The organism is Streptomyces sp. NPDC048392 (assembly GCF_043200575.1).
In the GTDB taxonomy this organism is placed as follows: Bacteria; Actinomycetota; Actinomycetes; order Streptomycetales; family Streptomycetaceae; genus Streptomyces.
The window spans coordinates 1-23,863 of the sequence record NZ_JBICYB010000030.1 but is presented as its reverse complement, the minus strand read 5'-3'; the positions used below and the strand labels follow the sequence as shown (position 1 = coordinate 23,863).

The 23,863-nt window shown below is 70.2% G+C and carries 18 protein-coding genes, 6 tRNA genes and 2 pseudogenes; 12 read left to right on the top strand and 14 right to left on the bottom strand.

Annotated features, from left to right (window positions below):
* Positions 1-7: 7 nt before the first annotated feature.
* The 4 genes from ACGFYH_RS29175 to ACGFYH_RS29160 all read left to right on the top strand — a co-directional run bounded on the left by ACGFYH_RS29175 (position 8) and on the right by ACGFYH_RS29160 (position 2,044).
* Positions 8-1,678: a metallophosphoesterase gene (locus ACGFYH_RS29175; RefSeq protein WP_393806157.1), complete on the top strand. Its 1,671-nt coding sequence runs from the start codon at positions 8-10 to the stop codon at positions 1,676-1,678.
* Positions 1,679-1,758: 80 nt separating this feature from the next.
* A tRNA-Glu gene (locus ACGFYH_RS29170) sits at positions 1,759-1,831 on the top strand.
* A 37-nt stretch (positions 1,832-1,868) separates the two neighbouring features.
* Positions 1,869-1,943: transfer RNA gene (locus tag ACGFYH_RS29165), tRNA-Asp, on the top strand.
* A gap of 27 nt (positions 1,944-1,970) precedes the next feature.
* A tRNA-Phe gene (locus tag ACGFYH_RS29160) sits at positions 1,971-2,044 on the top strand.
* 237 nt (positions 2,045-2,281) lie between these two features.
* Here the strand turns inward: ACGFYH_RS29160 and ACGFYH_RS29155 are convergent.
* The gene (locus tag ACGFYH_RS29155) at positions 2,282-2,788 is read right to left on the bottom strand and encodes a hypothetical protein (protein ID WP_393806156.1); all 507 of its coding nucleotides are present in this window, start codon (positions 2,786-2,788) and stop codon (positions 2,282-2,284) included.
* A 92-nt stretch (positions 2,789-2,880) separates the two neighbouring features.
* On the opposite strand from ACGFYH_RS29155, the gene ACGFYH_RS29150 reads away from it, so the two are divergent.
* From ACGFYH_RS29150 to ACGFYH_RS29140, 3 genes are all read left to right on the top strand, one after another.
* On the top strand, positions 2,881-4,119 hold the full coding sequence (locus ACGFYH_RS29150) for a hypothetical protein (RefSeq protein ID WP_393806155.1): 1,239 nt from the start codon (positions 2,881-2,883) through the stop codon (positions 4,117-4,119).
* Between the two features lie 217 nt (positions 4,120-4,336).
* Positions 4,337-4,411 (top strand) — tRNA-Asp (locus ACGFYH_RS29145).
* A 24-nt stretch (positions 4,412-4,435) separates the two neighbouring features.
* Positions 4,436-4,509 (top strand) — tRNA-Phe (locus ACGFYH_RS29140).
* 216 nt (positions 4,510-4,725) lie between these two features.
* On the opposite strand, the pseudogene ACGFYH_RS29135 reads toward ACGFYH_RS29140, so the two are convergent.
* Positions 4,726-5,358, bottom strand: a pseudogene (locus tag ACGFYH_RS29135) (2-isopropylmalate synthase); the annotation flags it as partial.
* Between the two features lie 391 nt (positions 5,359-5,749).
* Here ACGFYH_RS29135 and hrpA point away from each other — a divergent pair.
* The 3 genes from hrpA to ACGFYH_RS29120 all read left to right on the top strand — a co-directional run bounded on the left by hrpA (position 5,750) and on the right by ACGFYH_RS29120 (position 10,332).
* Entirely contained in the window at positions 5,750-9,733 is a 3,984-nt protein-coding gene (gene hrpA / locus ACGFYH_RS29130) for an ATP-dependent RNA helicase HrpA (RefSeq protein ID WP_393806154.1), read from the top strand.
* Between the two features lie 93 nt (positions 9,734-9,826).
* Positions 9,827-9,901: transfer RNA gene (locus ACGFYH_RS29125), tRNA-Asp, on the top strand.
* Positions 9,902-10,137: 236 nt separating this feature from the next.
* On the top strand, positions 10,138-10,332 hold the full coding sequence (locus ACGFYH_RS29120; RefSeq protein ID WP_393806153.1) for a DUF6274 family protein: 195 nt from the start codon (positions 10,138-10,140) through the stop codon (positions 10,330-10,332).
* Positions 10,333-10,760: 428 nt separating this feature from the next.
* Here ACGFYH_RS29120 and bldC read toward each other — a convergent pair whose 3' ends face one another.
* Together bldC and ACGFYH_RS29110 are read right to left on the bottom strand one after the other, a co-directional pair.
* Positions 10,761-10,967 carry a developmental transcriptional regulator BldC gene (bldC, locus tag ACGFYH_RS29115; protein WP_003949541.1) on the bottom strand — a complete coding sequence of 69 codons (207 nt, stop codon included), beginning with the start codon at positions 10,965-10,967 and terminating at the stop codon, positions 10,761-10,763.
* Between the two features lie 544 nt (positions 10,968-11,511).
* The gene (locus ACGFYH_RS29110; protein ID WP_393806152.1) at positions 11,512-12,363 is read right to left on the bottom strand and encodes a hypothetical protein; all 852 of its coding nucleotides are present in this window, start codon (positions 12,361-12,363) and stop codon (positions 11,512-11,514) included.
* Between the two features lie 219 nt (positions 12,364-12,582).
* Here ACGFYH_RS29110 and ACGFYH_RS29105 point away from each other — a divergent pair, with 219 nt between their 5' ends.
* Together ACGFYH_RS29105 and ACGFYH_RS29100 are read left to right on the top strand one after the other, a co-directional pair.
* Positions 12,583-13,677, top strand: a complete 1,095-nt coding sequence (locus ACGFYH_RS29105) for a Leu/Phe/Val dehydrogenase (protein WP_393806151.1) — start codon at positions 12,583-12,585, stop codon at positions 13,675-13,677.
* A gap of 321 nt (positions 13,678-13,998) precedes the next feature.
* Complete coding sequence (locus ACGFYH_RS29100) at positions 13,999-14,253, top strand: DUF3073 domain-containing protein (RefSeq protein ID WP_393806150.1); 255 nt, start codon at positions 13,999-14,001, stop codon at positions 14,251-14,253.
* 68 nt (positions 14,254-14,321) lie between these two features.
* On the opposite strand, the gene purM is transcribed toward ACGFYH_RS29100, so the two are convergent.
* The 10 genes and pseudogenes from purM to purS all read right to left on the bottom strand — a co-directional run bounded on the left by purM (position 14,322) and on the right by purS (position 23,574).
* Complete coding sequence (gene purM / locus ACGFYH_RS29095) at positions 14,322-15,389, bottom strand: phosphoribosylformylglycinamidine cyclo-ligase (protein WP_393806149.1); 1,068 nt, start codon at positions 15,387-15,389, stop codon at positions 14,322-14,324.
* A 51-nt stretch (positions 15,390-15,440) separates the two neighbouring features.
* Complete coding sequence (gene purF, locus ACGFYH_RS29090; protein ID WP_393806148.1) at positions 15,441-16,967, bottom strand: amidophosphoribosyltransferase; 1,527 nt, start codon at positions 16,965-16,967, stop codon at positions 15,441-15,443.
* 62 nt (positions 16,968-17,029) lie between these two features.
* Positions 17,030-17,323, bottom strand: a complete 294-nt coding sequence (locus ACGFYH_RS29085; protein WP_393806147.1) for an META domain-containing protein — start codon at positions 17,321-17,323, stop codon at positions 17,030-17,032.
* Between the two features lie 107 nt (positions 17,324-17,430).
* Positions 17,431-17,598: pseudogene (locus tag ACGFYH_RS29080) on the bottom strand (META domain-containing protein); the annotation flags it as partial.
* 296 nt (positions 17,599-17,894) lie between these two features.
* Entirely contained in the window at positions 17,895-18,704 is an 810-nt protein-coding gene (locus tag ACGFYH_RS29075) for a sterol carrier family protein (protein WP_393806146.1), read from the bottom strand.
* 9 nt (positions 18,705-18,713) lie between these two features.
* Positions 18,714-19,550 (bottom strand): M23 family metallopeptidase, encoded by an 837-nt coding sequence (locus ACGFYH_RS29070; RefSeq protein ID WP_393806145.1) that lies wholly within the window; start codon positions 19,548-19,550, stop codon positions 18,714-18,716.
* 152 nt (positions 19,551-19,702) lie between these two features.
* The gene (locus tag ACGFYH_RS29065; RefSeq protein WP_393806144.1) at positions 19,703-20,209 is read right to left on the bottom strand and encodes an ArsR/SmtB family transcription factor; all 507 of its coding nucleotides are present in this window, start codon (positions 20,207-20,209) and stop codon (positions 19,703-19,705) included.
* A gap of 106 nt (positions 20,210-20,315) precedes the next feature.
* Positions 20,316-22,628, bottom strand: a complete 2,313-nt coding sequence (purL, locus tag ACGFYH_RS29060) for a phosphoribosylformylglycinamidine synthase subunit PurL (protein WP_393806143.1) — start codon at positions 22,626-22,628, stop codon at positions 20,316-20,318.
* Positions 22,625-23,305 (bottom strand): phosphoribosylformylglycinamidine synthase subunit PurQ, encoded by a 681-nt coding sequence (gene purQ, locus ACGFYH_RS29055; RefSeq protein ID WP_393806142.1) that lies wholly within the window; start codon positions 23,303-23,305, stop codon positions 22,625-22,627. Before purQ ends, purL begins: the two co-directional genes overlap by 4 nt.
* Positions 23,302-23,574 (bottom strand): phosphoribosylformylglycinamidine synthase subunit PurS, encoded by a 273-nt coding sequence (gene purS, locus ACGFYH_RS29050; RefSeq protein ID WP_393806141.1) that lies wholly within the window; start codon positions 23,572-23,574, stop codon positions 23,302-23,304. Before purS ends, purQ begins: the two co-directional genes overlap by 4 nt.
* Between the last annotated feature and the right edge of the window lie 289 nt (positions 23,575-23,863).

Sequence of the window (23,863 nt, the reverse complement as noted above, 5' to 3'; positions counted from 1 at the left end):
GGGACCAATGGTCCGCGTCCCCGCCGCCGCACTGCACGCCCTGGCCGAGGTGATGAACCCCATCCGCAACGCCCCGCGCGCCCGCGCCCTCCGGTACCGCGCCTTCCGGTACCGCGCCCGCCCGACGTCCCCGCCCCCCGAACTCGCCGCCCGCTCGCACCCCTGGGCCCGTGCCGCCGGCCTCGTCGCCGTCGTCCTGCTCGGCGCCTGGCTGGGCCTGCTGGTAGTCGGCAACGTCCGGGCCCCGGTCGGCCCCATGAACACGACGATGACCCTGCGGCCCTCGCTCACCGGGGGTACGAAGATCAACGTGTCGCCGCTGGGCGCCCTCCAGCTCGACAGCCACGTCGCCCCGGTGCGCCTCGACGTCAACGTGGACCAGCTCGACCCCAACCGCGCCCAGGCCCTCGTCGACCACCCCGAACGCCTCTCCGGCCTCCAGGACGAGGTCGCCCACGACGTCGAACACGGCACGCTCGACCTCGCCCTCCGCTCCTGCGTCGCCGTCGTCACCGGCGCCACCGCGCTCGGCCTGGCCGTCTACCGCCGCCCCCGGCGCGCCCTCGCCGCGGGCGGACTCGCGCTCACCCTCCTGGTCGCCTCCGGCGGCACCGCGTACGCGACCTGGAACCCCGACTCCGTGCTGGAGCCGAAGTTCTCCGGCCTGCTCTCCTCCGCGCCCTCCCTCGTCGGCAACGCGCGCAGCATCGTGACCGAGTTCGACGTCTATCAGAAGGAACTGGCACGACTGGTGACAAACGTGACCAAGCTCTACGACGTCACGTCCACCCTCCCCGCCTACCAGCCCGACCCGACCACGATCCGCGTCCTGCACGTGTCGGACATCCACCTCAACCCGGCGGGCTGGAAGATCATCGCCTCGCTTGTGGCGCAGTACAAGGTGAACGTGATCGTCGACTCCGGCGACACGATGGACCACGGCACGGCGGCGGAGAACGGCTTCCTGGACCCGATCGAGGACCTCGGCGCCCCCTACGTCTGGGTCCGCGGCAACCACGACTCGCGCGGCACCCAGGAGTACCTGAAGCATCTGAAGAACGTGCACGTCCTGGACGACGGCCGGGCCCGGACCGTCGCGGGCCTGCGCTTCGCCGGCATGGGCGATCCGCAGTACACCCCGGACCGCTCCCGGGCGGACGGCGCCGAGGCCTCCCAGGAGCTGGCCGGCGCCCGCCTCGCCTCCGCCCTGCGCGACCAGAGCGCGGCCGGCACCCCCGTGGACGTGGCCGTCGCCCACGAGCCGTCGGCCGCCCGCGAGGTCGACGGGGACGTGCCGCTGGTGCTCGCCGGACACCTCCACCACGAGGACATGGAGGTGATGAAGTACGGCACCCGGCTGCGCGTCGAGGGCTCCACCGGCGGCAGCGGTCTGCGCGCGGTCGAGGGCAAGTACCCCGACCCCATCCAGGCGTCCATCCTCTACTTCGACCGGGACACCCGGCACCTGCAGGCCTGGGACGAGATCAAGCTGGGCGGCCTCGGCCTGACGACGGCAGAGGTCAGCCGCCACCTGCCCAAGGAGAACCAGCCGGGCGCGACGCCGTCCCCGTCGTCCACGCCGTCCCCGTCGTCCACGGCGACCCCGTCGCGCACGGCGCCCACGGCGCCCACAGCGACGCTGGTCGGCCCGTCCGGCTCCGCTTCCGGCACTCCGTGAACCGTTTTGGCGATCCGCCGCGCCGTCACCTATGCTTCTCTCGTCCCCGACGCGCCGTGAGGCGCCCCGGCGGGCCGATAGCCCTCATCGTCTAGCGGCCTAGGACGCCGCCCTTTCAAGGCGGTAGCACGGGTTCGAATCCCGTTGGGGGCACGTGTAATAATGTGTACGGATTTTTCGGACACAGCTTGGTCCTGTGGAGCAGTTTGGAGTGCTCGCCACCCTGTCAAGGTGGAGGCCGCGGGTTCAAATCCCGTCAGGACCGCTTGCAGTTCATTTCGGTGAACTGCGTGGCTGGGTAGCTCAGTTGGTACGAGCGATCGCCTGAAAAGCGATAGGTCGCCGGTTCGATCCCGGCCCCAGCCACAGTTCAGAAAACGTCCCGGACGGCATGCCGTCCGGGACGTTTTCTGTTACGTGCCCCGGCAAAGGCACGCCCCTGGCGGCAGCCGACTTCCAGGGCTTCGTGTGCTGACACGGTGCTGACACGTCAGCACCGCACCGCCGCGCACCTTGGTTGCCGAGCCCCTCCGGCTGCCGAACGGAACCCGTGCTGCTTCGGGAGCGCGGCCATGCCCGGCGATCTGATGGCGTTGCCGGCCGTCAGGCGCGCAGCAGGGTGATGGTGCGGCCGGAGGGCGTGGTCTGCTGGGAGAAGGTGGTGCGTTCGTGGACCGGGGCCGCCTGGGGACGGGTGTCGAAGACGACGAGAGTGCCCGTGGGCAGCTCCGTGCGGTCGAGGTAGTCGTCCAGCTGGGCGAGGCCCTCGGCCAGGGGGTCGGGGCGGCCCTGGCGCCACACCTTCAGCTCCAGCGCTTCGCGCTGCACGGTCCGCGAACCGTCGGCCCCGGCGTACGGCTGGCGGATCAGCAGATCGATCCGGCGGCGGCCCACCCCGTACTCCCGGTCGATGAAACCCGCACCGTTCACAATGCGATGCAGATACGCCATCATCACCAACTGCGCCGCCGCCTCCGGATAGGTCGAGCCGGTGGCCAGGATCTCGCTGTTCTCTCGCCAGAACTCGGCGAACGAGCTCAGCAGCTTGTCCACGTCGATCCGGCCGTCCGGCAGCCTAAAGCTGCTCGGGGCGTCGACCACCTGGGACACGCCCCGCACCGCACACCGGACTGTTCGGCCGCTTCGGCGAGCACCGGCGCCGCTTGGACGGACGGCGGGAAAAGGCAGCCAGGCAGGACACGGTGCCGGCCGTCACAGAACTACTCGGACTGTCGGGCTCGCTGGACGAGATCGAGGACCACCTGTGTCTGCGCCTGGGCACACTCCTCAGCGCGCAGCATCCCGGGCCGGAGGCCCGGCGGGAAGAAGATGTCGACCCGCTCCAGGCCTACAGCCCCGACCAGCTGCTGGACGCCCTCACCACGGAACTCGTCAGCAGGGCGCAGGCCGCCTCGGAAGCGGCAGACGGCCCGTCGTGCAACTCCGCCGACGGCGAAGAGACATCGGCCGCGGAGAACTTGTGGCAGCTGTTGGCGGCCCTGGCCAGGGTCTCTCCCCACCCCGTGTCCCAGGACCTCGTCCGCGCCGCCGACCGGCTGGCCTCCCGCCTCGGCCTCGACTCCTCCGGTGCCCTGGCCCGCGAGCCACGGGGTACCGCCCTGTGGTGCCGGGACGCGTACGGCAGCCGCTTCGCGATCACCGCGCCCTTCCCCGCGAGCGGTGACGTTCCGGACCGCTGGTACCTCTGGGACATCGACGTCTGCGCCACCGACGCGTTCACCGTCGACTCCGGATACCACGACAGCCCCGAGGCGGCACTGACCGCCTGGCGCGAGACCGCCGGGCGGGAAGCGACGCAGGACGCCGTACTCATCCCGGTGAACAACCCGCGTTTCGCCGCCCGGCTGCTGCCCGACCTGCCGGACTTCCTGCACCCCGGCGGTGAGAGTGAGGAGCAGTTCGCTGAGTTCCACCGCTGCCGCCGCCTGGCCCAGGAACTGACCAGCTCCCCCACACTCGACGGCCGGGCCGCGGAGGGCCCGAAACCTGGGAAGCACCACGTCGCCAAGGAGAAATGGATCTCGGAATTCCGCGCCTGGCGCGCCACGCACAGCCCAGGACAGCCGACCGTCCCGGACGACTACGCGCCGGCCGAGGGCGAACAACCGCCCACCGAACAGGACGTACTCGCGGAACTGGCCGACAGCTGGTCCGTGACCGATTTCCCCGAAGTCTCCTACGCCTGCTCCCCGCACCGGATCTCTTCGGTGACCACGCAGATCCTCGACTTCTACGACGACAACTTCGCCTCGGTCCTGGTACGTCTCCTTCCCGACCTCACCGGCTGGCTCACCGAGCGCACCGGGGTGCCCGCCGCCCTGGCCGACCGCAGCCGCGCCCGCGCCGAAGCCTGCACCCAGCGCAAGCACCCGAACCGCACCGAGGACGAGACAGGCATGTTGACACCCGTCCCCGAGTAACGCGCTGCTCGAATCACGCGTGCAATCTCGCTGACAGCCGTGCTGACACGTCAGCACAGGGCCCGGATCGAAGAGGATCGAGCCGGATACAGGAGGATGGAAACAGGGGTGTATATCCAGGTTTCCCGGCAGAGCCCCAGGTCAGTGAGGTAACGATTTCGGATTCGAATCCCGTTGGGGGCACGCAGTACATGTGCGACACTGTCGTACGAAGCTTGGTCCTGTGGAGCAGTTTGGAGTGCTCGCCACCCTGTCAAGGTGGAGGCCGCGGGTTCAAATCCCGTCAGGACCGCTGAGGTTTCACGTGAAACCTCGCGGCTGGGTAGCTCAGTTGGTACGAGCGATCGCCTGAAAAGCGATAGGTCGCCGGTTCGACCCCGGCCCCAGCCACCGCGATGAGAAGGCTCCGGACAGCATGCCGTCCGGAGCTTTCTCGCGTCTCCTGCGGGCAGCGCGCCAGTCGCCGGGGCCGCGTCCAGGTGCGAAACCCCGGGCCCAGAATCCGAACCCGGGGCTTCCTGGTTCTGCGCTGTTCGGTCCTGTGTGCCGGTTCGCCGCCGAGACCACCGCGTTGACGAGGGCCCTGGTGAGGTCGGTCTCGATACCGACGCCCCAGCACACCTCGCCCTCGACGAGGCATTCGGCGTAGACGCAGACAGTCTGCGCGGCGGCCGTGTCGAGGGGCTGGTTCACCGTTTCCAGGACGGACACGTGCCGTAGGGGTGCCAGGGCGGCGTTCAGGGCCTCGGGCAGGTCGGTGCCCGCACCGGTGAGGGTTCTGGGCCGGCCGGTGGCGTCCACGTCGAGGGTGAGGTGGCAGGTGCCGCCGGCCGTGGTGTCGATGTGGTGGTCACGGACCGAGATCCCGCCCCAGGGGGTGTCCTGTCGGCTGAGGTAGGTGTCGGAGAAGAGGAACCAGATGCGTTCCGGGGTCACCTCGCCGCCGTGCGCGTCCGTGTAGTTCTGGACGATCCGCGAGAACTCGATCTGTAGACGGCGGGGCAGGTCGATGTGGTGGTTGGTCTTCAGTACGTAGGCCACACCGCCCTTCCCGGACTGGGAGTTGACGCGGATCACCGCTTCGTACGAACGCCCGACGTCCTTCGGGTCGATCGGCAGGTACGGCACCTCCCAGGCGATGTCCGCCACCGGCCGGCCCAGGGCGGCGGCCTTCTCGTCGAGCGCCGCGAAGCCCTTGTTGACCGCGTCCTGGTGCGATCCGGAGAACGAGGTGTACACCAGGTCTCCGGCATAACCGGGTCGAAGCGGTCCTCATCTACCAGCAGGTGATCGCTCAGCACACGTCGGTCATCGCCATGGACACACAGGCGCCGGCGGTGCACCGGGGGCGGACAGCGGAGGACGGGCCGAGGGACCGGGTCGCATCCTGACACGTCGGGGGTGAGCCCCGGATCCGCGATCACCACGGCTGACCACCCCGTGCTGACGTGTCGGCACGGGGGCCGGATCCAGGCGGATCGGGCAGGACCCGGGGGACACAGACGGGGGCGGTTCGGCCCCGGACCCGGCCCCGGCAAAGACCCTGGTCTTCGGACCGGGGTCTGGTCGTAGACGGCCGCGGCAAAAGCGTTCGCCAGGATTTTCCCGGGGATGAGATCCTGGAAGCCGTATGTCTACGCACCCCGCTCCCTCCCTCGGCACCCTCGCCCCCCGGCTGACCGAGCTGTCACTGCGCGACGCGCACCGGCTCGGCCGCAGGCTCGAGGGTGCGCGGAAGATCCGTAAGCCGGAGGCCCGCGCCGCCGTTCTCGCCGAGATCGAGACGGAGGTGGCCAAGGCCGAACAGCGCGTCGGTGAACGCCGGGCGCGTGTGCCCGCCGTCACCTACCCCGAGCAGCTCCCGGTCAGCCAGAAGAAGGACGTGATCGCGGAGGCCATCCGTGATCACCAGGTCGTGATCGTCGCCGGTGAGACCGGCTCCGGCAAAACCACCCAGATCCCGAAGATCTGCGTCGAGCTGGGCCGTGGTGTCCGCGGCATGATCGGGCACACGCAGCCCCGCCGGATCGCCGCGCGCACCGTCGCCGAGCGGGTGGCGGACGAGCTGGGCACCCCGCTCGGGGAGACCGTCGGCTGGAAGGTCCGCTTCACCGACCAGGTGAACCCGGAGTCCACCTTCATCAAGCTGATGACGGACGGCATCCTGCTCGCCGAGATCCAGACCGACCGCGAGCTGCGCGCCTACGACACGATCATCATCGACGAGGCCCACGAGCGGTCCCTCAACATCGACTTCCTGCTGGGCTACCTCGCCCAGCTGCTGCCGAAGCGGCCCGACCTCAAGGTCGTCATCACCTCGGCGACCATCGACCCCGAGCGCTTCTCCCGGCACTTCGGCGACGCCCCGGTCATCGAGGTCAGCGGGCGGACGTACCCGGTGGAGGTGCGGTACCGGCCGCTGCTCGAGGAGGACGGCGACGACGCCGACCGGGACCAGATCACGGCGATCACCGACGCCGTCGAGGAGCTGATGGGCGAGGGCAAGGGCGACATCCTCGTCTTCCTCTCCGGCGAGCGGGAGATCCGGGACACGGCGGACGCGCTGGAGAAGAAGAAGTACCGGTTCACCGAAGTGCTGCCGCTGTACGCGCGGCTTTCGCACGCCGAGCAGCACCGCGTGTTCCAGCGGCACACCGGACGCAGGATCGTTCTGGCGACCAACGTCGCCGAGACCTCCCTCACCGTCCCCGGCATCAGGTACGTCATCGACCCCGGCTTCGCCCGCGTCTCCCGCTACAGCCACCGCACCAAGGTCCAGCGGCTGCCGATCGAGCCGATCTCGCAGGCCAGCGCCAACCAGCGCAAGGGCCGCTGCGGCCGTACGTCCGACGGCATCTGCATCCGGCTCTACAGCGAGGACGACTTCACCGCGCGCCCGGAGTTCACGGACGCGGAGGTCCTCCGCACGAACCTCGCCTCCGTCATCCTGCAGATGACCGCGGCCGGCCTCGGCGACATCGAGAAGTTCCCCTTCATCGACCCGCCGGACCACCGCAACATCCGCGACGGTGTGCAACTGCTCCAGGAGCTCGGCGCGCTCGACCCGGCGCAGAAGGACGTACGCAAGCGGCTGACCGACACCGGCCGCAAGCTGGCCCAGCTGCCGGTCGACCCGCGGCTGGCCCGGATGGTGCTGGAGGCCGACAGGAACGGCTGCGTCCGCGAGGTCATGGTCATAGCGGCGGCACTGTCCATCCAGGACCCCCGGGAACGCCCGGCGGAGAAGCAGGCCCAGGCCGACCAGCAGCACGCCCGCTTCAGGGACGAGAGCAGCGACTTCCTCGCGTTCCTCAACCTCTGGCGGTACGTGCGCGAGCAGCAGAAGGAGCGGGGCTCCTCGTCCTTCCGCCGGATGTGCAAGCAGGAGTACCTCAACTTCCTGCGCATCCGCGAGTGGCAGGACATCTACACGCAGCTGCGTACGGTCGCCAAGCAGATGGGCATCCATCTCAACGACGACGACCACGCCGCGCCCGACGACCGCGTGCACGTGTCGCTGCTGGCCGGGCTCCTCTCCCACGTCGGCATGAAGGACGTGAAGGACGCCGGCGGGGAGGGCGGGAGGAACACGGCGAAGAACGAGTACCTGGGTGCGCGCAGTGCCAGATTCGCGATCTTCCCCGGCTCGGCACTGTTCAAGAAGCCCCCGCGCTTCGTGATGTCGGCGGAACTGGTGGAGACCTCCCGGCTCTGGGCCCGCGTCAACGCGAAGATCGAGCCGGAGTGGGTGGAGCCGCTCGCCGGGCACCTCCTCAAGCGCACCTACAGCGAACCGCACTGGGAGAAGGACCAGGCGGCCGTGATGGCGTACGAGAAGGTCACGCTGTACGGCGTGCCGATCGTGGCGCAGCGCAAGGTGAACTACGGGCGGATCGACCCCGAGGTCAGCCGTGAGCTGTTCATCCGCAACGCCCTGGTGGAGGGCGACTGGCGTACGCACCACAAGTTCTTCGCGGACAACCGCCGGCTGCTGACCGAGGTCGAGGAACTGGAACACCGGGCCCGGCGCCGGGACATCCTGGTCGACGACGAGACGCTGTACGACTTCTACGACCAGCGGGTGCCCGAACACGTCGTCTCCGGCGCGCACTTCGACTCGTGGTGGAAGCACAAGCGGCACGAGCAGCCCGACTTCCTCGACTTCGAGCGCGAGATGCTCATCAACGAGAAGGCGGGGGCGGTCACCAAGGACGACTATCCGGACTCCTGGCGGCAGGGGCCGCTGAAGCTCCGGGTCACCTACCAGTTCGGGCCGGGCGCGGACGCCGACGGCGTCACCGTCCACGTGCCGCTCCAGGTCCTCAACCAGGTCACGGACGAGGGCTTCGACTGGCAGATCCCGGGCCTGCGCGAGCAGGTCGTCACCGAGCTGATCCGCTCCCTCCCCAAGCCGGTCCGCCGCAACTACGTACCGGCGCCGAACTACGCGCAGGCGTTCCTGGACCGTGCCGTGCCCCTTCGGGAGCCGCTGACGGTGACCATGGCGCGGGAACTGAAGCGCATGGTGGGAGTACCGTTCGACGCCGAGGACTTCGACTGGTCGAAGGTTCCCGACCATCTGCGGATCACGTTCCGGATCGTCGACGAGCGGCGCCGCAAGCTGGCCGAGGACAAGGACCTGGAGGCGCTCAAGCTCCGGCTGCGCCCCAAGGCGCGCGAGGCCCTCTCACAGGCCGCGGCGGCCACCGCGGAGCGCAGCGGCGGCGAGTCAGTGGAGCGCTCCGGGCTGACGGACTGGACGATCGGCACGCTGACCCGGGTCTTCGAGACGCGCCGGGCCGGTCAGCCGGTGAAGGCGTATCCGGCGCTGGTCGACGACGGAGCGGCGGCGAACACCGTCTCCGTACGTCTCTTCGACACCGAGGCCGAGCAGGCGCGGGCGATGTGGAAGGGCTCGCGCCGGCTGATCCTGCGCAACATCCCGGTCAATCCGGCGAAGTTCGCGTCCGAGAAACTGACCAACCAGCAGAAGCTGAACCTGTCCGCGAACCCGCACGGTTCGATCCAGGCGCTGTTCGACGACTGCGCCATGGCGGCGGCGGACAAGCTGATCGCCGACTTCGGCGGGCCGCCGTGGGACGAGGGGTCGTACCGGAGGCTCTACGACAAGGTCCGCGCGGAGATCGTCGACACGACCGTCCGCGCGGTGGGCCAGGTGCAACAGGTGCTGGCCGCCTGGCAGGCCTGTGAGCGCCGTCTGAAGTCCGTGCGCAGCCCCGCGCTGCTGGCCAACCTCCAGGACGTGCGGGGGCAGCTGGACGCGCTGGTGAAGCCGGGCTTCGTCACGGAGGCGGGGATCGGGCGGCTGCCGGACCTGATGCGCTACCTGGTCGCCGCGGACCGCCGGCTGCAGCAGATGCCGACCGGTGTCCAGCGCGACACGTCCCGCATGGAGAAGGTCCACGAGATGCGGGACGAGTACGCGTGGCTGCTGGAGCAGATGCCGCAGGGGCGCCCGGTGCCGCAGCAGGTGCTGGACGTCCGCTGGATGATCGAGGAGCTCCGGGTCAGCTATTTCGCGCACGCGCTGGGCACGGCGTACCCCGTCTCCGACAAGAGGATCGTGAAGGCCATCGACGCGCTCGTGCCGTGACGGGGCCCCTGCGGAGGGTGAGTTCGACCGGCGGCCCACCCTCCTGTAGAGTCTCTTCTCGCAGCGCAACGCACAAGAGGCGCCGCGAAACCTGGTCCTGTGGAGCAGTTTGGAGTGCTCGCCACCCTGTCAAGGTGGAGGCCGCGGGTTCAAATCCCGTCAGGACCGCGACAAAAGCCCCCGCACCGTTCGGTGCGGGGGCTTTTTCGTCGCGGCCCCACCGCAGTCCGTTCGGTCGCCGGCCGCCATCCCCCCAAGGCGCCCTCGATCGCGCTCTCTCCGGCCCAGTCGGCCCCACCCGCCCCAGAAGCCCTCAGCGCCCCTCTCACGGCCTTGACGGCGTCACATTCGCTCGGTACTCCAAAGACAGGGCACATCCCCCGTGTGGCCCCTGGAGGTGGCGTATGGCGGCATCGGTCAGGCACGAGACGCGGGCCCTGCTCCGCGCACATCTGTCGGCCGCGTCGTCGTTCGGTCATGTGACGCGCCACTGCCCGATCTGCCACCGGCTGTTGCGGCAGGCGCTGGACTCGCCGGCGCCACAGTCTCCGACAGGCCGTCAAGGGGGCGTCGAGGATGGGAGCGCGTCCACGGCGTGAACCACGCGGGCCCCAACACCCTTGCCACGCAGACCTTCTGAAGGCCAGGCCCCCATTAGCGCACCGGCGCCGGACCCAACAACCACCGTGCCGTGTGACGGGTGTCACCGTATGAGTTTTTGAAACCGTGGCATTTACGGCTCACCTACAACTGGTCAATTTAATATGTGCAATTGCACCGCCTGGCGCGGGTGTCCGCACAGCCGATCCGACACCCCTCCCCAGACTCCGACAAGCCCGCTCACAGAACCGTCCGACGGACCGCCGCCGGACACAGGACCGGACACAGAAAATCGCGCTGGACCCGGCGGAGTCCAGCGCGATCGACGACGCATCCCTGTTGGGGCAGGGACGGCGTCGCTTGGAGCTGTGGTCCAGGCGCCTCGGCAGGTTGGGGGACCTGCCGTTCTGCCCGGTTATTCGGTTGTTCAGGCCTCGCTGCGCTGCTGCGGAATGCCCGCGAGCAGAGCGCGGACCTCGGCTTCGCGGTAGCGGCGATGCCCGCCGAGCGTGCGGATCGACGTGAGCTTGCCGGCCTTCGCCCAGCGCGTGACCGTCTTCGGGTCGACGCGGAACATGGTGGCGACCTCAGCCGGGGTCAGCAGCGGCTCGGCATCAGGGGTGCGAGCGGTCATGAGCGGCCTCCTCGGGAGAACCGAACCTTCTCGGTTCATTCCTCTAAATTCTGCACCTTGGCCCGCGTTGCCCGAAATGGCGGACGCGAGTCGAGTCGGTTATAGGACGAACGGCTTGTCCTCGGCACTACAACTACACCATCTGTCCAGCCGCGTCGGCCAAACCGATGGAATTGCCCTCCCAGGTGTTCATCAGCGACGGAAGCCGATGGACCATGCCATAGCGGACAGTCACGCCCTTGTGACGATCAGTCACAGAGCGATCAGGGGTCACCCGACCTGGCATCAGACCCCCCAAAGCGTGCAATGCCGAGATTCCGCCCACAGTGCACCACAGCAGGACGGAAGGAGCCCTCCCCGGGCTCCTTGTCCTATTTTGGCATGAGGAGGGGGAAGCGGCGCAAGAGTGATGTACGTGCGGTCCGTCACGCTTGACGCATACGCCCGGATCGGGACCTACGTCCCTTGTCGACAAGAGATCAGGCCACACCGAACATGTGTCGGAGCGGAAGACGAAACCTCACATCGGGCGGTACGTCAAACGTCAGTTCGCGGACCGCCGGTCCCTGACCGCCCGCCAGCGCTCCACCAGCCGCCCGTACGCGGCCCCCGCGGCGGCCCCGTCGCCGTGGCGCAGCGCCTCGATCCCCTCGGCCACGTCCGCCGCGGAGTGGTCGGCCGCCAACTCCCCGGCAGGCAGGGCGTGCACCAGTCCGCCGTAGTCCAGCTCGACCAGGGAACGCGGGTGGAACTCCTCCAGCCAGCGGCCCACGTCGACCAGGCCGTCGATGAGCGGCCCCTCGTCCACGGCCTCCCGCAGGGTCCGCAGCCCCCGGGCCACCCGTCGGCGGGCCTGCACCATCGGGGTCCGGTAGCGCAGCACCGGCGCGGCCGTCCCCTCGCCGCCACCGCCCTCGTCGTACTCCCGCTCCTCGTCGGAGACCAGGACGAACCAGTTGATCGGCACCTGCCAGGTGGCCGTGCGGATCCAGGGACGGGCGTCCGGGTTGCGCTCCAGCCAGCGCTCGTAGTCCTGCCTGCTCTGACGCCGTACGACCGGTGGGATCAGGGCGTCCAGAACCGGTTCCGGGAAGTCCTCGGCCAGGTCCCCCAGCGCCTGCCAGCCGCGCAGCCGGGTCCGCCAGGGGCAGACGCAGACCACTCCGTCCACCTCCGTCACGAAGGCGTCGGCGCTCTCGTGCACCGGCACCGCGACGGGCGGGACGGGCAGCAGGTCGGCCAGGGAGCGGCGGAGCTCGTCCTGGCAGGAGGGCCGGTCCTGGCGGCGGGCGTACCGGGTCCAGTGGGCGCGTTCCTCGTCGGGGAAGGCCGCCAGCGGTTCGTACACGCGCAGGTACGCCGCGTACGGGACGATCACCGAGGACACCTTGGGCACGCCTGCTCCCTCCCCCGCGCACCGAGGCGAAAACCTGCGGAAACGGATCACGAACGCGCGGGAATCTCCGCGCATCGTCGCACGCCCGTACTCCGTGCGGAGGTGATCCTGGGCACTGTGCGGCGGGCGGGCACCGCCAGGCTCTAATCTCGTGCCACAGTCCCCGCCACCCGCACGGGGCCTGCCACCAACCGCCGCACCCGCACAGGAGTCACCACCGTGACCGACGCAACCGGCGCACCTGCTGATGTACTGCACACCCTGTTCCACTCGGACCAGGGGGGTCATGAGCAAGTCGTGCTCTGCCAGGACCGTGCCAGCGGTCTCAAGGCCGTCATCGCCATCCACTCCACCGCCCTGGGCCCCGCCCTCGGCGGCACCCGCTTCTACCCGTACGCGAGCGAGGCGGAGGCCGTCGCCGACGCGCTGAACCTCGCCCGCGGGATGTCGTACAAGAACGCCATGGCCGGTCTCGACCACGGCGGCGGCAAGGCCGTGATCATCGGCGACCCGGAGCAGGTCAAGAGCGAGGAACTCCTCCTCGCCTACGGCCGGTTCGTCGCCTCGCTCGGCGGCCGCTACGTCACCGCGTGCGACGTCGGCACCTACGTGGCCGACATGGACGTCGTGGCCCGCGAGTGCCGCTGGACGACCGGGCGCTCCCCCGAGAACGGCGGCGCGGGCGACTCGTCGGTGCTCACCTCCTTCGGCGTCTACCAGGGCATGCGGGCCGCCGCCCAGCACCTGTGGGGCGACCCGACGCTGCGCGACCGCACCGTCGGCATCACGGGCGTCGGCAAGGTCGGCCGCCACCTGGTCGAGCACCTGCTCGCGGAGGGCGCCCACGTGGTCGTCACCGACGTGCGCGAGGACGTGGTGCGGGGCATCACCGAGCGGCACCCTTCGGTGGTCGCCGTCGCCGACACCGACGCGCTGATCCGGGTGGAGAACCTGGACATCTACGCGCCCTGCGCGCTCGGCGGCGCGCTGAACGAGGACACCGTGCCGGCGCTGACCGCCAAGGTGGTGTGCGGCGCGGCCAACAACCAGCTCGCCCACCCGGGCGTGGAGAAGGACCTCGCCGACCGCGGGATCCTCTACGCGCCGGACTACGTGGTGAACGCGGGCGGTGTCGTCCAGGTCGCCGACGAGCTGCACGGCTTCGACTTCGACCGGTGCAGGGCGAAGGCCGCGAAGATCTACGACACCACGCTGGCCATATTCGCACGTGCGAAGGAGGACGGTATTCCGCCGGCCGCGGCGGCCGACCGGATCGCCGAGCAGCGGATGGCGGAGGCACGCACCCGGCGGTGACCGGCGTGATCCGGCGGTGACCGGGCAGGGGTCTTCGCAGGTTTGACCGGTACCCGTCGGGGGGGCAGTTGGAGAGAACTCTCACTTGTCCCGGCGGGTCGACCGTCGAAAGGTGGTTAAAATCGCCGTTGACCAGCGAGGACGGGGCACCTCGAGGGTCCTGGGCATGGCCACGTGCTGCGGGCGACGTACCGTATGGGCGTGGGCTCAGGTACCGTGGAAGCCCTACGGACCGGTCTCTTCGCGGAGAGCCCGTTCCGGACCATGAACGCGTGTCAAGACTCTGGGGCCGTCGAGCCCCGTCGTTGAGGGGGTCGAGCCATGGGGCGCGGCCGGGCCAAGGCCAAGCAGACGAAGGTCGCCCGCCAGCTGAAGTACAACAGCGGTGGGACTGATCTCTCCCGCCTGGCCGAGGAGCTGGGCGCATCGCCGTCGAATGCACAACCGCCTAACGGCGGGCCATTCGAGGACGATGAGCAGGACGATGACGTGTACGCAAAGTACGCCGACCTCTATGAGGACGACGCCGAGGACGAGGACGGCCAGTCCCCGTCTCAGCAGCGACGCGGCGCTTGACCTTGCACTGAACACCTTCCCGGTCGGTGACTCTGTCACCGACCGGGTTCTGTGCTACCCGCGGCGTCTCAGGCGGCGTAGTCGCCCACCAGGGCGGCGCCCGCCCGGTGCTCGCCCCGGCCGGTGATCTCGCCGGCCACCCAGGCGTCCACGCCGCGGTCGGCGAGGGCCGTCAGGGCCACGTCCGTCGATTCCTCGGGCACGATCGCGATCATGCCCACGCCCATGTTCAGGGTCTTCTCCAGCTCCAGGCGCTCGACCCGGCCGGTGTGGCCGACGAGGTCGAAGATCGCGCCCGGGGTCCAGGTGGAGCGGTCGACGACGGCGTGCAGCCCGTCGGGGATCACGCGGGCCAGGTTGGCCGCGAGTCCGCCGCCGGTGACATGGCTGAAGGCGTGGACCTCGGCGGTGCGCATGAGGGCCAGGCAGTCCAGGGAGTAGATCTTGGTGGGCTCCAGCAGCTCCTCGCCGAGCGTGCGGCCGAGGCCGTCGAGGTGCGCGTCCAGGGACAGGCCGCCCTCGTTCAGCAGGACGTGGCGGACGAGCGAGTACCCGTTCGAGTGAAGCCCGGAGGACGCCATGGCGATCACCGCGTCACCCGTACGGATGCGGTCCGGGCCGAGCAGCCGGTCGGCCTCCACGACGCCCGTGCCGGCGCCGGCGACGTCGAAGTCGTCCGCGCCCAGCAGGCCGGGGTGCTCGGCCGTCTCGCCGCCCACCAGGGCGCACCCGGCCAGCACACAGCCCTCGGCGATGCCCTTGACGATCGCGGCGACCCGCTCCGGGTGGACCTTGCCGACGCAGATGTAGTCGGTCATGAAGAGCGGCTCGGCGCCGCACACCACGATGTCGTCCATGACCATGGCGACCAGGTCGTGGCCGATGGTGTCGTAGACACCGAGCTGCCGGGCGACGTCGACCTTGGTGCCGACGCCGTCGGTAGCGGAGGCCAGCAGGGGACGCTCGTAGTGCTTGAGGGCGGAGGCGTCGAACAGACCGGCGAAGCCGCCGAGGCCGCCGAGGACCTCGGGGCGCCGCGTCTTCTTGACCCATTCCTTCATGAGCTCGACGGCGCGGTCGCCCGCCTCGATGTCGACGCCGGCGGCTGCGTAGCTGGCACCAGTTGTGTCAGGCATGACGATGAGAACCTTCGTGTCGTACTGCGGGGAGGCCAGGGAGGCGGACGGCTACGGGCGACGGATGGCGTCGGCGGCGGCCGTGCCGGCGGGCCCGGCGGCCAGCTCGGTCTCCAGGAGCTGCTTGCCGAGCAGCTCGGGGTCGGGAAGCTCCATCGGGTACTCGCCGTCGAAGCAGGCGCGGCACAGGTCCGGCTTGGCGATGGTGGTCGCCTCGATCATGCCGTCGATGGAGATGTACGCCAGGGAGTCGGCGCCCATCGAGGTGCCGATCTCCTCGACGCTCATGCCGTTGGCGATGAGCTCGGCGCGGGTGGCGAAGTCGATGCCGAAGAAGCAGGGCCACTTCACGGGCGGGGACGAGATCCGGATGTGGATCTCGGCGGCACCGGCCTCACGGAGCATGCGGACCAGGGCACGCTGGGTGTTGCCGCGGACGATGGAGTCGTCCACGACGACCAGCCGCTTGCCCTTGATGACTTCCTTCAGAGGGTTCAGCTTGAGGCGGATGCCCAGCTGGCGGATGGTCTGTGAAGGCTGGATGAAGGTCCGGCCGACGTAGGCGTTCTTCACCAGGCCGTTGCCGAAGGGGATGCCGGAGGCCTCGGCGTAGCCGATCGCGGCAGGGGTGCCGGACTCCGGGGTCGCTATGACGAGGTCGGCCTCGGCGGGGGCCTCCTTCGCCAGCCTGCGGCCCATCTCGACACGCGAGAGATAGACGTTGCGGCCGGCGATGTCGGTGTCCGGTCGGGCCAGGTACACGTACTCGAAGACACAGCCCTTGGGCTTCGCTTCTGCGAATCGGGAAGTACGCAGGCCGTTCTCGTCGATGGCGACGAACTCGCCCGGCTCGATCTCGCGGACGTAGGAGGCGCCGCAGATGTCGAGGGCGGCGGACTCGGAGGCGACCACCCAGCCGCGTTCGAGGCGGCCGAGGACCAGCGGGCGGATGCCCTGCGGGTCCCGGGCGGCGTAGAGGGTGTGCTCGTCCATGAAGACGAGGGAGAAGGCGCCGCGGGCCTGGGACAGCACCTTGCCGGCCGCCTCCTCGATGTTCAGCGGCTTGCCGTCGTCGTCGACCTGGCCCGCGAGCAGGGCCGTGATCAGGTCGGTGTCGTTGGTCGCCGCGACCCGGGTGGAGCGGCCCTCCTGCTTGGGCAGGTCGGCGACCATCTCGGCGAGCTGGGCGGTGTTGACGAGGTTGCCGTTGTGCCCGAGCGCGAGGGAACCCTGCGCGGTGGCACGGAACGTCGGCTGGGCGTTCTCCCACACGGAGGCACCGGTGGTCGAGTAGCGGGCGTGACCGACCGCGATGTGACCCTGGAGCGAACCGAGCGAGGTCTCGTCGAAGACCTGGGAAACCAGGCCCATGTCCTTGAAGACGAGGATCTGGGAGCCGTTGCTGACCGCGATTCCCGCGGATTCCTGGCCCCGATGCTGGAGGGCGTAGAGCCCGAAGTACGTGAGCTTTGCGACCTCTTCGCCCGGAGCCCAGACACCGAAGACGCCGCAAGCGTCCTGGGGGCCCTTCTCGCCGGGAAGCAGATCGTGATTGAGTCGACCGTCACCACGTGGCACGCCTTTGAGTGTAGGCGAGACCGACCACTGGTCCGAATTGGGGATATCGGCTCCCCGGTGGATCACTGGTCGGCGTCAGCCCGGACCGTGGCGCCGTCTTCGCTGGTCAGCGTGATGGTTTCATGATCGATCCGGTAGGCGACCGGACCGGCGAGGAAGTCCGGTATCCGCTTCTCGGCGTCCATGAGTGAGCCTTCGCACATCATTCGGGTGGTGGACGGGGCGCCGAGGGTGATATGTCCGTCGCTGACGGTGGCCTCGGCGTCGACGTGGTTGCAGCGGAGGCGGTCGGAGACGGTCCTCGCGTCCCGGTCGAAGACGGGGTGGGCGCGGCCCTTGCGGCCCGGGGCGTCCACGGCCCACCCCTGCCGTACAGGGACGGGTCCTCGGATCCGCCGAGCCGCACGGTGTCGCCGTCGGCGGTGGTGAGGGTGAGCCGATCGCCCTCGTTCTCCGTGGTGGGCGAGCCGGTGGCGAGGGCGCGGGCGAGGGACTTCTCGAAGCCGGCGGGCGTCTTCTCGCGCGCCTTCTCGGTGAACATGGCGTCGCTCGGCCGGACGCGTTCGCCCTCGCCCTCGCCGTCGTCGGCGGCGGCGCGGGCGCCAAAGCTGTTGCAGTCGGTGCTGCCCACCGCCCCGCCGCCCTCGTCGATCCGTACTCGCGCCGCGTCCCGGGTCCCCGGTGGGTGGTGGGTGGTGGGTGGTGGACGGCGTCGACGGTGATGCCGTCGATGCTCCACCGGACGCCGGTGATCCGCTGTCCGTCCGCGCCCACGGAGCCGCTGCCGGCGTCGTCGTCCCGCTCGCCGCCGCAGACGGCGGCCGGCGGGACGAGCGCGGCGACGGCCGCCACGGTCAGGGGCGTGCCGCGCTGCCGCTTCTGCCCGCACACGCCGATTCGACGGAGCCGGGGAAGGTCCGGTTCCGCTCAGCTCAGCAGCGGCAGCAGGGCTCCGAGGTCGGCCCGCTCCCCGCTCGCGCTCACCTTGGCCTCGGTCACGGCGTCCGTCCAGGACAGCCGCCCGGCGGCCAGCCGGACCCAGGTCAGCGGGTCGGTCTCGACGACGCTGGGCGGGGTGCCGCGGGTGTGCCGGGGCCCTTCCCCGCACTGCACGACGGCGTACGGCGGGATCCGCACCTCCGTCGAGCCGCCGGGCGCCTTCACGGCGAGCGCGTCGGCCAGCAGCCGGGTCGCGGCGGCCAGCGCCTGACGGTCGTACGGGATGTCGAGGCCGGGCACCGCGGCGGTGAGGTCGTCGGTGTGCACGACCAGCTCGACGGTGCGGGTGACGACGTAGTCCGCCAACGGGAGCGCACCGGCGCCGGTGGGCAGCAGCCGGGACCCGGGGTGGGTGTCGAGCCGCTCGGTGAAGCGCCGCTCGGCCTCGGCGAGGTGGGCGTCGAGGCCGGGATGCTCGCCGGCCGGCCGGCGGGCGGTCCGGGCGACGGCGTCGGCGTCCGCGTCCGCGTCGGCGCCGATCGCGAACGGCCAGTCGAGCAGCCGGCCGTCCTGCCGCGCGGGCTCGGGCTCGTCGAGCAGCCGGTCCACGGCGGTCAGCACCCTCCCGGCGTGCGCGACCAGCTCCCGCACGGTCCGGTCCCCGAGCCGGGTGGGCAGCGCGAGCTGCTCGGGTGTGAGGGTGCGGGCGGCCGCCCGTACGTTGCCGAACTGGGCGAGGACGGCGGCGCGGGTGCGGGCGGGGTCGTAGGCGCGGGGGCGTTTCCTGGCCGGGGGCATGGGGCGAGCCTATGCGGGCGAGGTGGTCGGCGAGGGCGTCTCGATGGTCTCGCCGTTGCGCGGGACACCGATGCCGCGCCAGGTGAAGGGGACACCGCGCGCGGTGTCCGGGTCGGGTCCGTCCATCAGCTGGAAGTGCACGTGCGGCTCGGTGGAGTTGCCGGAGTTGCCGCACCGGGCGAGGACCTGGCCGGCGCGCACCCGGTCGCCCTCGCGGACCGCGAAGGAACCTCGCTGGACGTGGGCGTACAGGGCGTGGGTGCCGTCACCGAGGTCGAGGACTAGGTGGTTGCCGACGATGCGGCGGGCGCCTGCCATCTCCCGCGCCGAGCCCTCCAGGATCATCAGGTACAGCAGCGCGGGCAGCGAGTTGCGGCTCAGGTGGTCGCGCTGGCCGTCGTCGGCCCGTACGACCGTGCCGTCGGCCACCGCGAGGAGCGGGGCGCCGAACGCCGGGAAGTCGCGGCCACGCCGGGCGAGCGGCCACAGGGCGCGGAAGCCGGGGCGGGCGCCGGGCTCCGGCTCGGCCACGAGGTCGATGGCGAAGGTCTGGCCGTAGGCGTGGACTCCGTGGCTCGGGGTGCGGCTGGCCGGACTGTTCAGCGCGGACCAGCGGCCGGAGACGGGCGGGGCGACCTCGACGGGCTCGCGGGCCCTGCCGGACGCGTCCGGGGCGCCGCCGTTCCACCGGTTGACCACGGTGATCAGGAGGTAGGCGAGGGCCAGCGGCAGGAACACGCACCACCACGGATACCCCGGGTCGAAGAGGACGCCGACGGCCACCAGGGCGAGGAAGGCGAGTTGCAGCACCCGGAAGGTGATCATTGCGAGCTTGCGGACGGACATCGTTCCCCCTCGGTCGTGGTGTGCTCGGTCGTGGTCTGCTCGTGCCGCGGTGCGCTCCTGCCGTGTTTGGCTCGTGCCGTGTTGTGCTCGTGCCGTGTTGTGCTCGGTCGTGCTGTTCCCGGCGGCGGCGGTCCCGGCCGCGGCGGTCCCGGTCAGTTCCGGGCCGTCGACAGCGCGACCAGCAGCGGAACGACCCGTCCCGGCGGCACCTCGTGGCGGCCCCGGCCGGCCGGATGCAGCCAGCCGGCGCCGGTGAGCTGGCGCAGGTGGTGGTAGATCTGACCGGTCGTGCCCATCCCGTCCAGCTCGGCCAGCTCGGCCGCGGTGCGCCGACCGCCTAGGACCTCCCGCAGCAGCCGCAGCCGCACGGGATGCCCGAGCGCGGCGAACGCCTCGGCGGACTCGGCCCAGTCGGCGTCCATCAGGACCTCGGTCAGCGCACCGTGCTGCCAGTCGTACCGCTCCCCGGCCGGCAGCCGCACGGAGCCGGTGAACAGGACCCCGCCGTCCGCGGCCCCCAGCTCCGTGAGCTGGTCCTTCAGTCCCCGCAGGGCCCAGAAGTCACCCTCACCGGGGCGAGAAGCCGGCCGGTCACCGGCTTCTTCCAGTGCCGCCAGCCGCCGTTCGAGAGCGGCGACGCGTTGTTCCAGTTGCTCCACTCCATCGAGATTACGTAAGTACGTAATCTCGCGCAAGGGTGTTCCCCCGGGACATGCGAAAGGGCCGCCCGAACCCTCCGGGTGGCCCTTCCACGTCGAACCGCTGCTACGCGAGCAGCGCCGGGATCGTGCCCTCGTGAGCCTCGCGCAGCTCGGCCAGGGGCAGCGAGAACTCGCCCTGGACCTCCACCGCGTCGCCGTCCACCACGCCGATGCGGGTGACGGGCAGGCCGCGGGCGCCGCACATGTCGGTGAAGCGGAGCTCTTCCGAGCGCGGGACGGCGACGACCGCGCGGCCCGCCGACTCCGAGAACAGGAAGGTGAAGGCGTCGAGCCCGTCCGGTACGACCAGACGCGCGCCCCTGCCGCCCAGCAGCGCCGACTCGACGACCGCCTGGACCAGACCGCCGTCGGACAGGTCGTGCGCGGCGTCGATCATGCCGTCGCGGGAGGCGGAGATCAGGATCTCGCCGAGCAGGCGCTCGCGCTCCAGGTCGACCTCCGGGGGCAGACCGCCGAGGTGGTCGTGGATGACCTGAGACCAGGCCGAGCCGCCGAACTCCTCACGCGTGTCGCCGAGGAGGCAGAGCAGCTGGCCCTCCTCCCGGAAGCCGACCGGCGTGCGGCGGGCCACGTCGTCGATGACGCCCAGCACGGCCACCACGGGCGTGGGATGGATGGCCGCCTCGCCCGTCTGGTTGTAGAGCGAGACGTTGCCGCCGGTCACCGGGGTGCCGAGCTGCCGGCAGCCGTCGGCCAGGCCGCGCACGGCCTCCGCGAACTGCCACATCACCGCCGGGTCCTCGGGCGAGCCGAAGTTCAGGCAGTCGGAGACCGCGAGCGGCTTCGCGCCGGTCGTGGCCACGTTCCGGTAGGCCTCCGCCAGCGCCAGTTGCGCGCCCGTGTACGGGTCGAGCTTGGCGTAGCGGCCGTTGCCGTCCGTGGCGATGGCGACGCCGAGGCCGCTCTCCTCGTCCACGCGGATCATGCCCGAGTCCTCGGGCTGGGCGAGGACGGTGTTGCCCTGCACGAAGTGGTCGTACTGCTGGGTGATCCACTGCTTGGAGGCCTGGTTGGGCGAGCCGACCAGCCTCAGGACCTGGTCCTTCAGCTCGTCGGACGTCTGCGGCCGGGGCAGCTTGTTCGCGTCGTCGGCCTGGAGGGCGTCCTGCCAGTCCGGGCGGGCGTAGGGACGCTCGTAGACCGGGCCGTCGTGGGCGACGGTGCGCGGGTCGACGTCGACGATCTTGCCGCCGTGCCAGAAGATCTCCAGGCGGTCGCCGTCGGTGACCTCACCGATGACGGTGGCGATGACGTCCCACTTGTCGCAGATCTCGAGGAAGCGGTCGACCTTCTCCGGCTCGACCACCGCGCACATGCGCTCCTGCGACTCGCTCATGAGGATTTCCTCGGGCGAGAGCGTGGAGTCGCGCAGGGGCACGTCGTCCAGGGTGACGCGCATGCCGCCGGAGCCGTTCGACGCCAGCTCGCTCGTCGCGCAGGACAGGCCCGCCGCCCCGAGGTCCTGGATGCCGACGACCAGCTTCTCGGCGAACGCCTCCAGGGTGCACTCGATGAGGAGCTTCTCCTGGAAGGGGTCGCCGACCTGGACGGCCGGGCGCTTGGAGGGCTTGGCGTCGTCGAAGGTCTCGGAGGCCAGGATCGACGCGCCGCCGATGCCGTCGCCGCCCGTGCGAGCGCCGTACAGGATGACCTTGTTGCCCGCGCCCGACGCCTTCGCGAGGTGGATGTCCTCGTGCCGCATGACGCCGATGGCACCGGCGTTGACCAGCGGGTTGCCCTGGTAGCAGGCGTCGAAGACGACCTCGCCGCCGATGTTGGGCAGGCCCAGGCAGTTGCCGTACCCGCCGATGCCGGCGACGACGCCCGGCAGGACGCGCTTGGTGTCCGGGTGGTCCGCGGCGCCGAAGCGGAGCGGGTCCACGACGGCGACGGGACGGGCGCCCATCGCGATGATGTCGCGCACGATGCCGCCGACGCCCGTGGCCGCGCCCTGGTAGGGCTCCACGTAGGAGGGGTGGTTGTGCGACTCGACCTTGAAGGTGACCGCGTAGCCCTGGCCGACGTCGACGACACCGGCGTTCTCGCCGATACCGACGAGCATCGCCTCGGACTCGGGGGCCTTCTCGCCGAACTGGCGCAGGTGGACCTTGCTGCTCTTGTACGAGCAGTGCTCGGACCACATGACGGAGTACATGGCGAGCTCGGCGCCGGTGGGGCGGCGGCCGAGGATCTCCACCACCCGCTCGTACTCGTCCTTCTTGAGGCCCAGCTCGGCCCAGGGCAGCTCGACGTCGGGGGTCTCGGTCGCGTGCTCGACCGTGTCCAGGACCCTGGGGGCGGCCCGGAGGGCCTCGGTCGAGGGCGGCGGTGAGAGACGGGAGGGCGTCCGGCTCATGCGTTGACCAGCTTCTTGAGGATCGAGGTGAAGAACGGGAGGCCGTCGGTACGGCCCGTACCGATCAGCGGCTCGACGGCGTGCTCGGGATGCGGCATGAGACCGACGACGTTCCCGGCGGCGTTGGTGATGCCGGCGATGTCGTTGAGCGAGCCGTTGGGGTTCATGTCCAGGTAGCGGAAGGCCACCCGCCCCTCGGCCTCCAGCTCCTCCAGCGTCCGCCGGTCGGCGACGTAGCGGCCGTCCATGTTCTTCAGCGGGATGTGGATCTCCTGGCCGGCGGTGTAGTCGCTGGTCCAGGAGGTGCTCGCGTTCTCCACCCGCAGCTTCTGGTCGCGGCAGATGAAGTGCAGGTGGTCGTTGCCCAGCATGCCGCCCGGCAGCAGGTGGGCCTCCGTGAGGATCTGGAAGCCGTTGCAGATGCCCAGCACCGGCAGGCCCGCCTTCGCCTGGTCGATGACGGTGTCCATCACCGGCGAGAAGCGCGCGATGGCGCCGGCGCGCAGATAATCGCCGTACGAGAAACCGCCGCACAGCACCACGGCGTCGACCTGCTTGAGGTCCTTGTCCTTGTGCCAGAGAGCGACGGGTTCGGCTCCCGCGACGCGGATCGCGCGCTGCGTGTCCCGGTCGTCGAGACTGCCGGGGAAAGTGACGACGCCAATACGAGCGGTCACTTCGCGGCCTCCGCGACTGCCTCTACGGACTCGACCTTGACGGTGAAGTCCTCGATCACGGTGTTGGCGAGGAAGGATTCCGCAAGATCATGGATACGGGCGAGGGCGGCGTCGTCGACCGGCCCGTCCACTTCCAGTTCGAATCGCTTTCCCTGACGGACGTCCGAGATCCCTTCGAAACCCAGCCGCGGCAGTGCGCGCTGCACCGCCTGGCCCTGGGGGTCGAGGATCTCCGGCTTGAGCATGACGTCGACTACGACGCGTGCCACTGGCACTCCCGGTGTGTGGTGCTGAGCAGGTTCCTTCAGACTACCCGTACAAAATTTCTACGCGCGTAGTCTTGGAGGAAACTACGTGAGCCCTGTCACGATTCCGCATCGAGAGGGGTGCGTTCGCGAAAAGCTTGGGGAAAGATCCCGGCTGGGGCGCGGGCACCTATTGCGCGACGGACACGCCAAGAGATTTAGAGGTTGTCTCACGTGGTGTGATGCTCGTGCGGCATGATGTCGGTCGTGAGTGCTGATCTGTCGAAGCGGTTGGTTCCTGACGAACTCTGGT

Bases quoted from the DNA above. Each gene is read 5' to 3' on its own strand.
- ACGFYH_RS29120 (WP_393806153.1), top strand. From the start codon at position 10,138: ATGGCGGCATCGGTCAGGCACGAGACGCGGGCCCTGCTCCGCGCACAT.
- bldC (WP_003949541.1), bottom strand. From the start codon at position 10,967: ATGACCGCTCGCACCCCTGATGCCGAGCCGCTGCTGACCCCGGCTGAG.
- ACGFYH_RS29100 (WP_393806150.1), top strand. From the start codon at position 13,999: ATGGGGCGCGGCCGGGCCAAGGCCAAGCAGACGAAGGTCGCCCGCCAG.
- purM (WP_393806149.1), bottom strand. From the start codon at position 15,389: ATGCCTGACACAACTGGTGCCAGCTACGCAGCCGCCGGCGTCGACATC.
- purL (WP_393806143.1), bottom strand. From the start codon at position 22,628: ATGAGCCGGACGCCCTCCCGTCTCTCACCGCCGCCCTCGACCGAGGCC.
- hrpA (WP_393806154.1), top strand. From the start codon at position 5,750: ATGTCTACGCACCCCGCTCCCTCCCTCGGCACCCTCGCCCCCCGGCTG.
- ACGFYH_RS29075 (WP_393806146.1), bottom strand. From the start codon at position 18,704: ATGCCCCCGGCCAGGAAACGCCCCCGCGCCTACGACCCCGCCCGCACC.
- ACGFYH_RS29070 (WP_393806145.1), bottom strand. From the start codon at position 19,550: ATGTCCGTCCGCAAGCTCGCAATGATCACCTTCCGGGTGCTGCAACTC.
- ACGFYH_RS29175 (WP_393806157.1), top strand. From the start codon at position 8: ATGGTCCGCGTCCCCGCCGCCGCACTGCACGCCCTGGCCGAGGTGATG.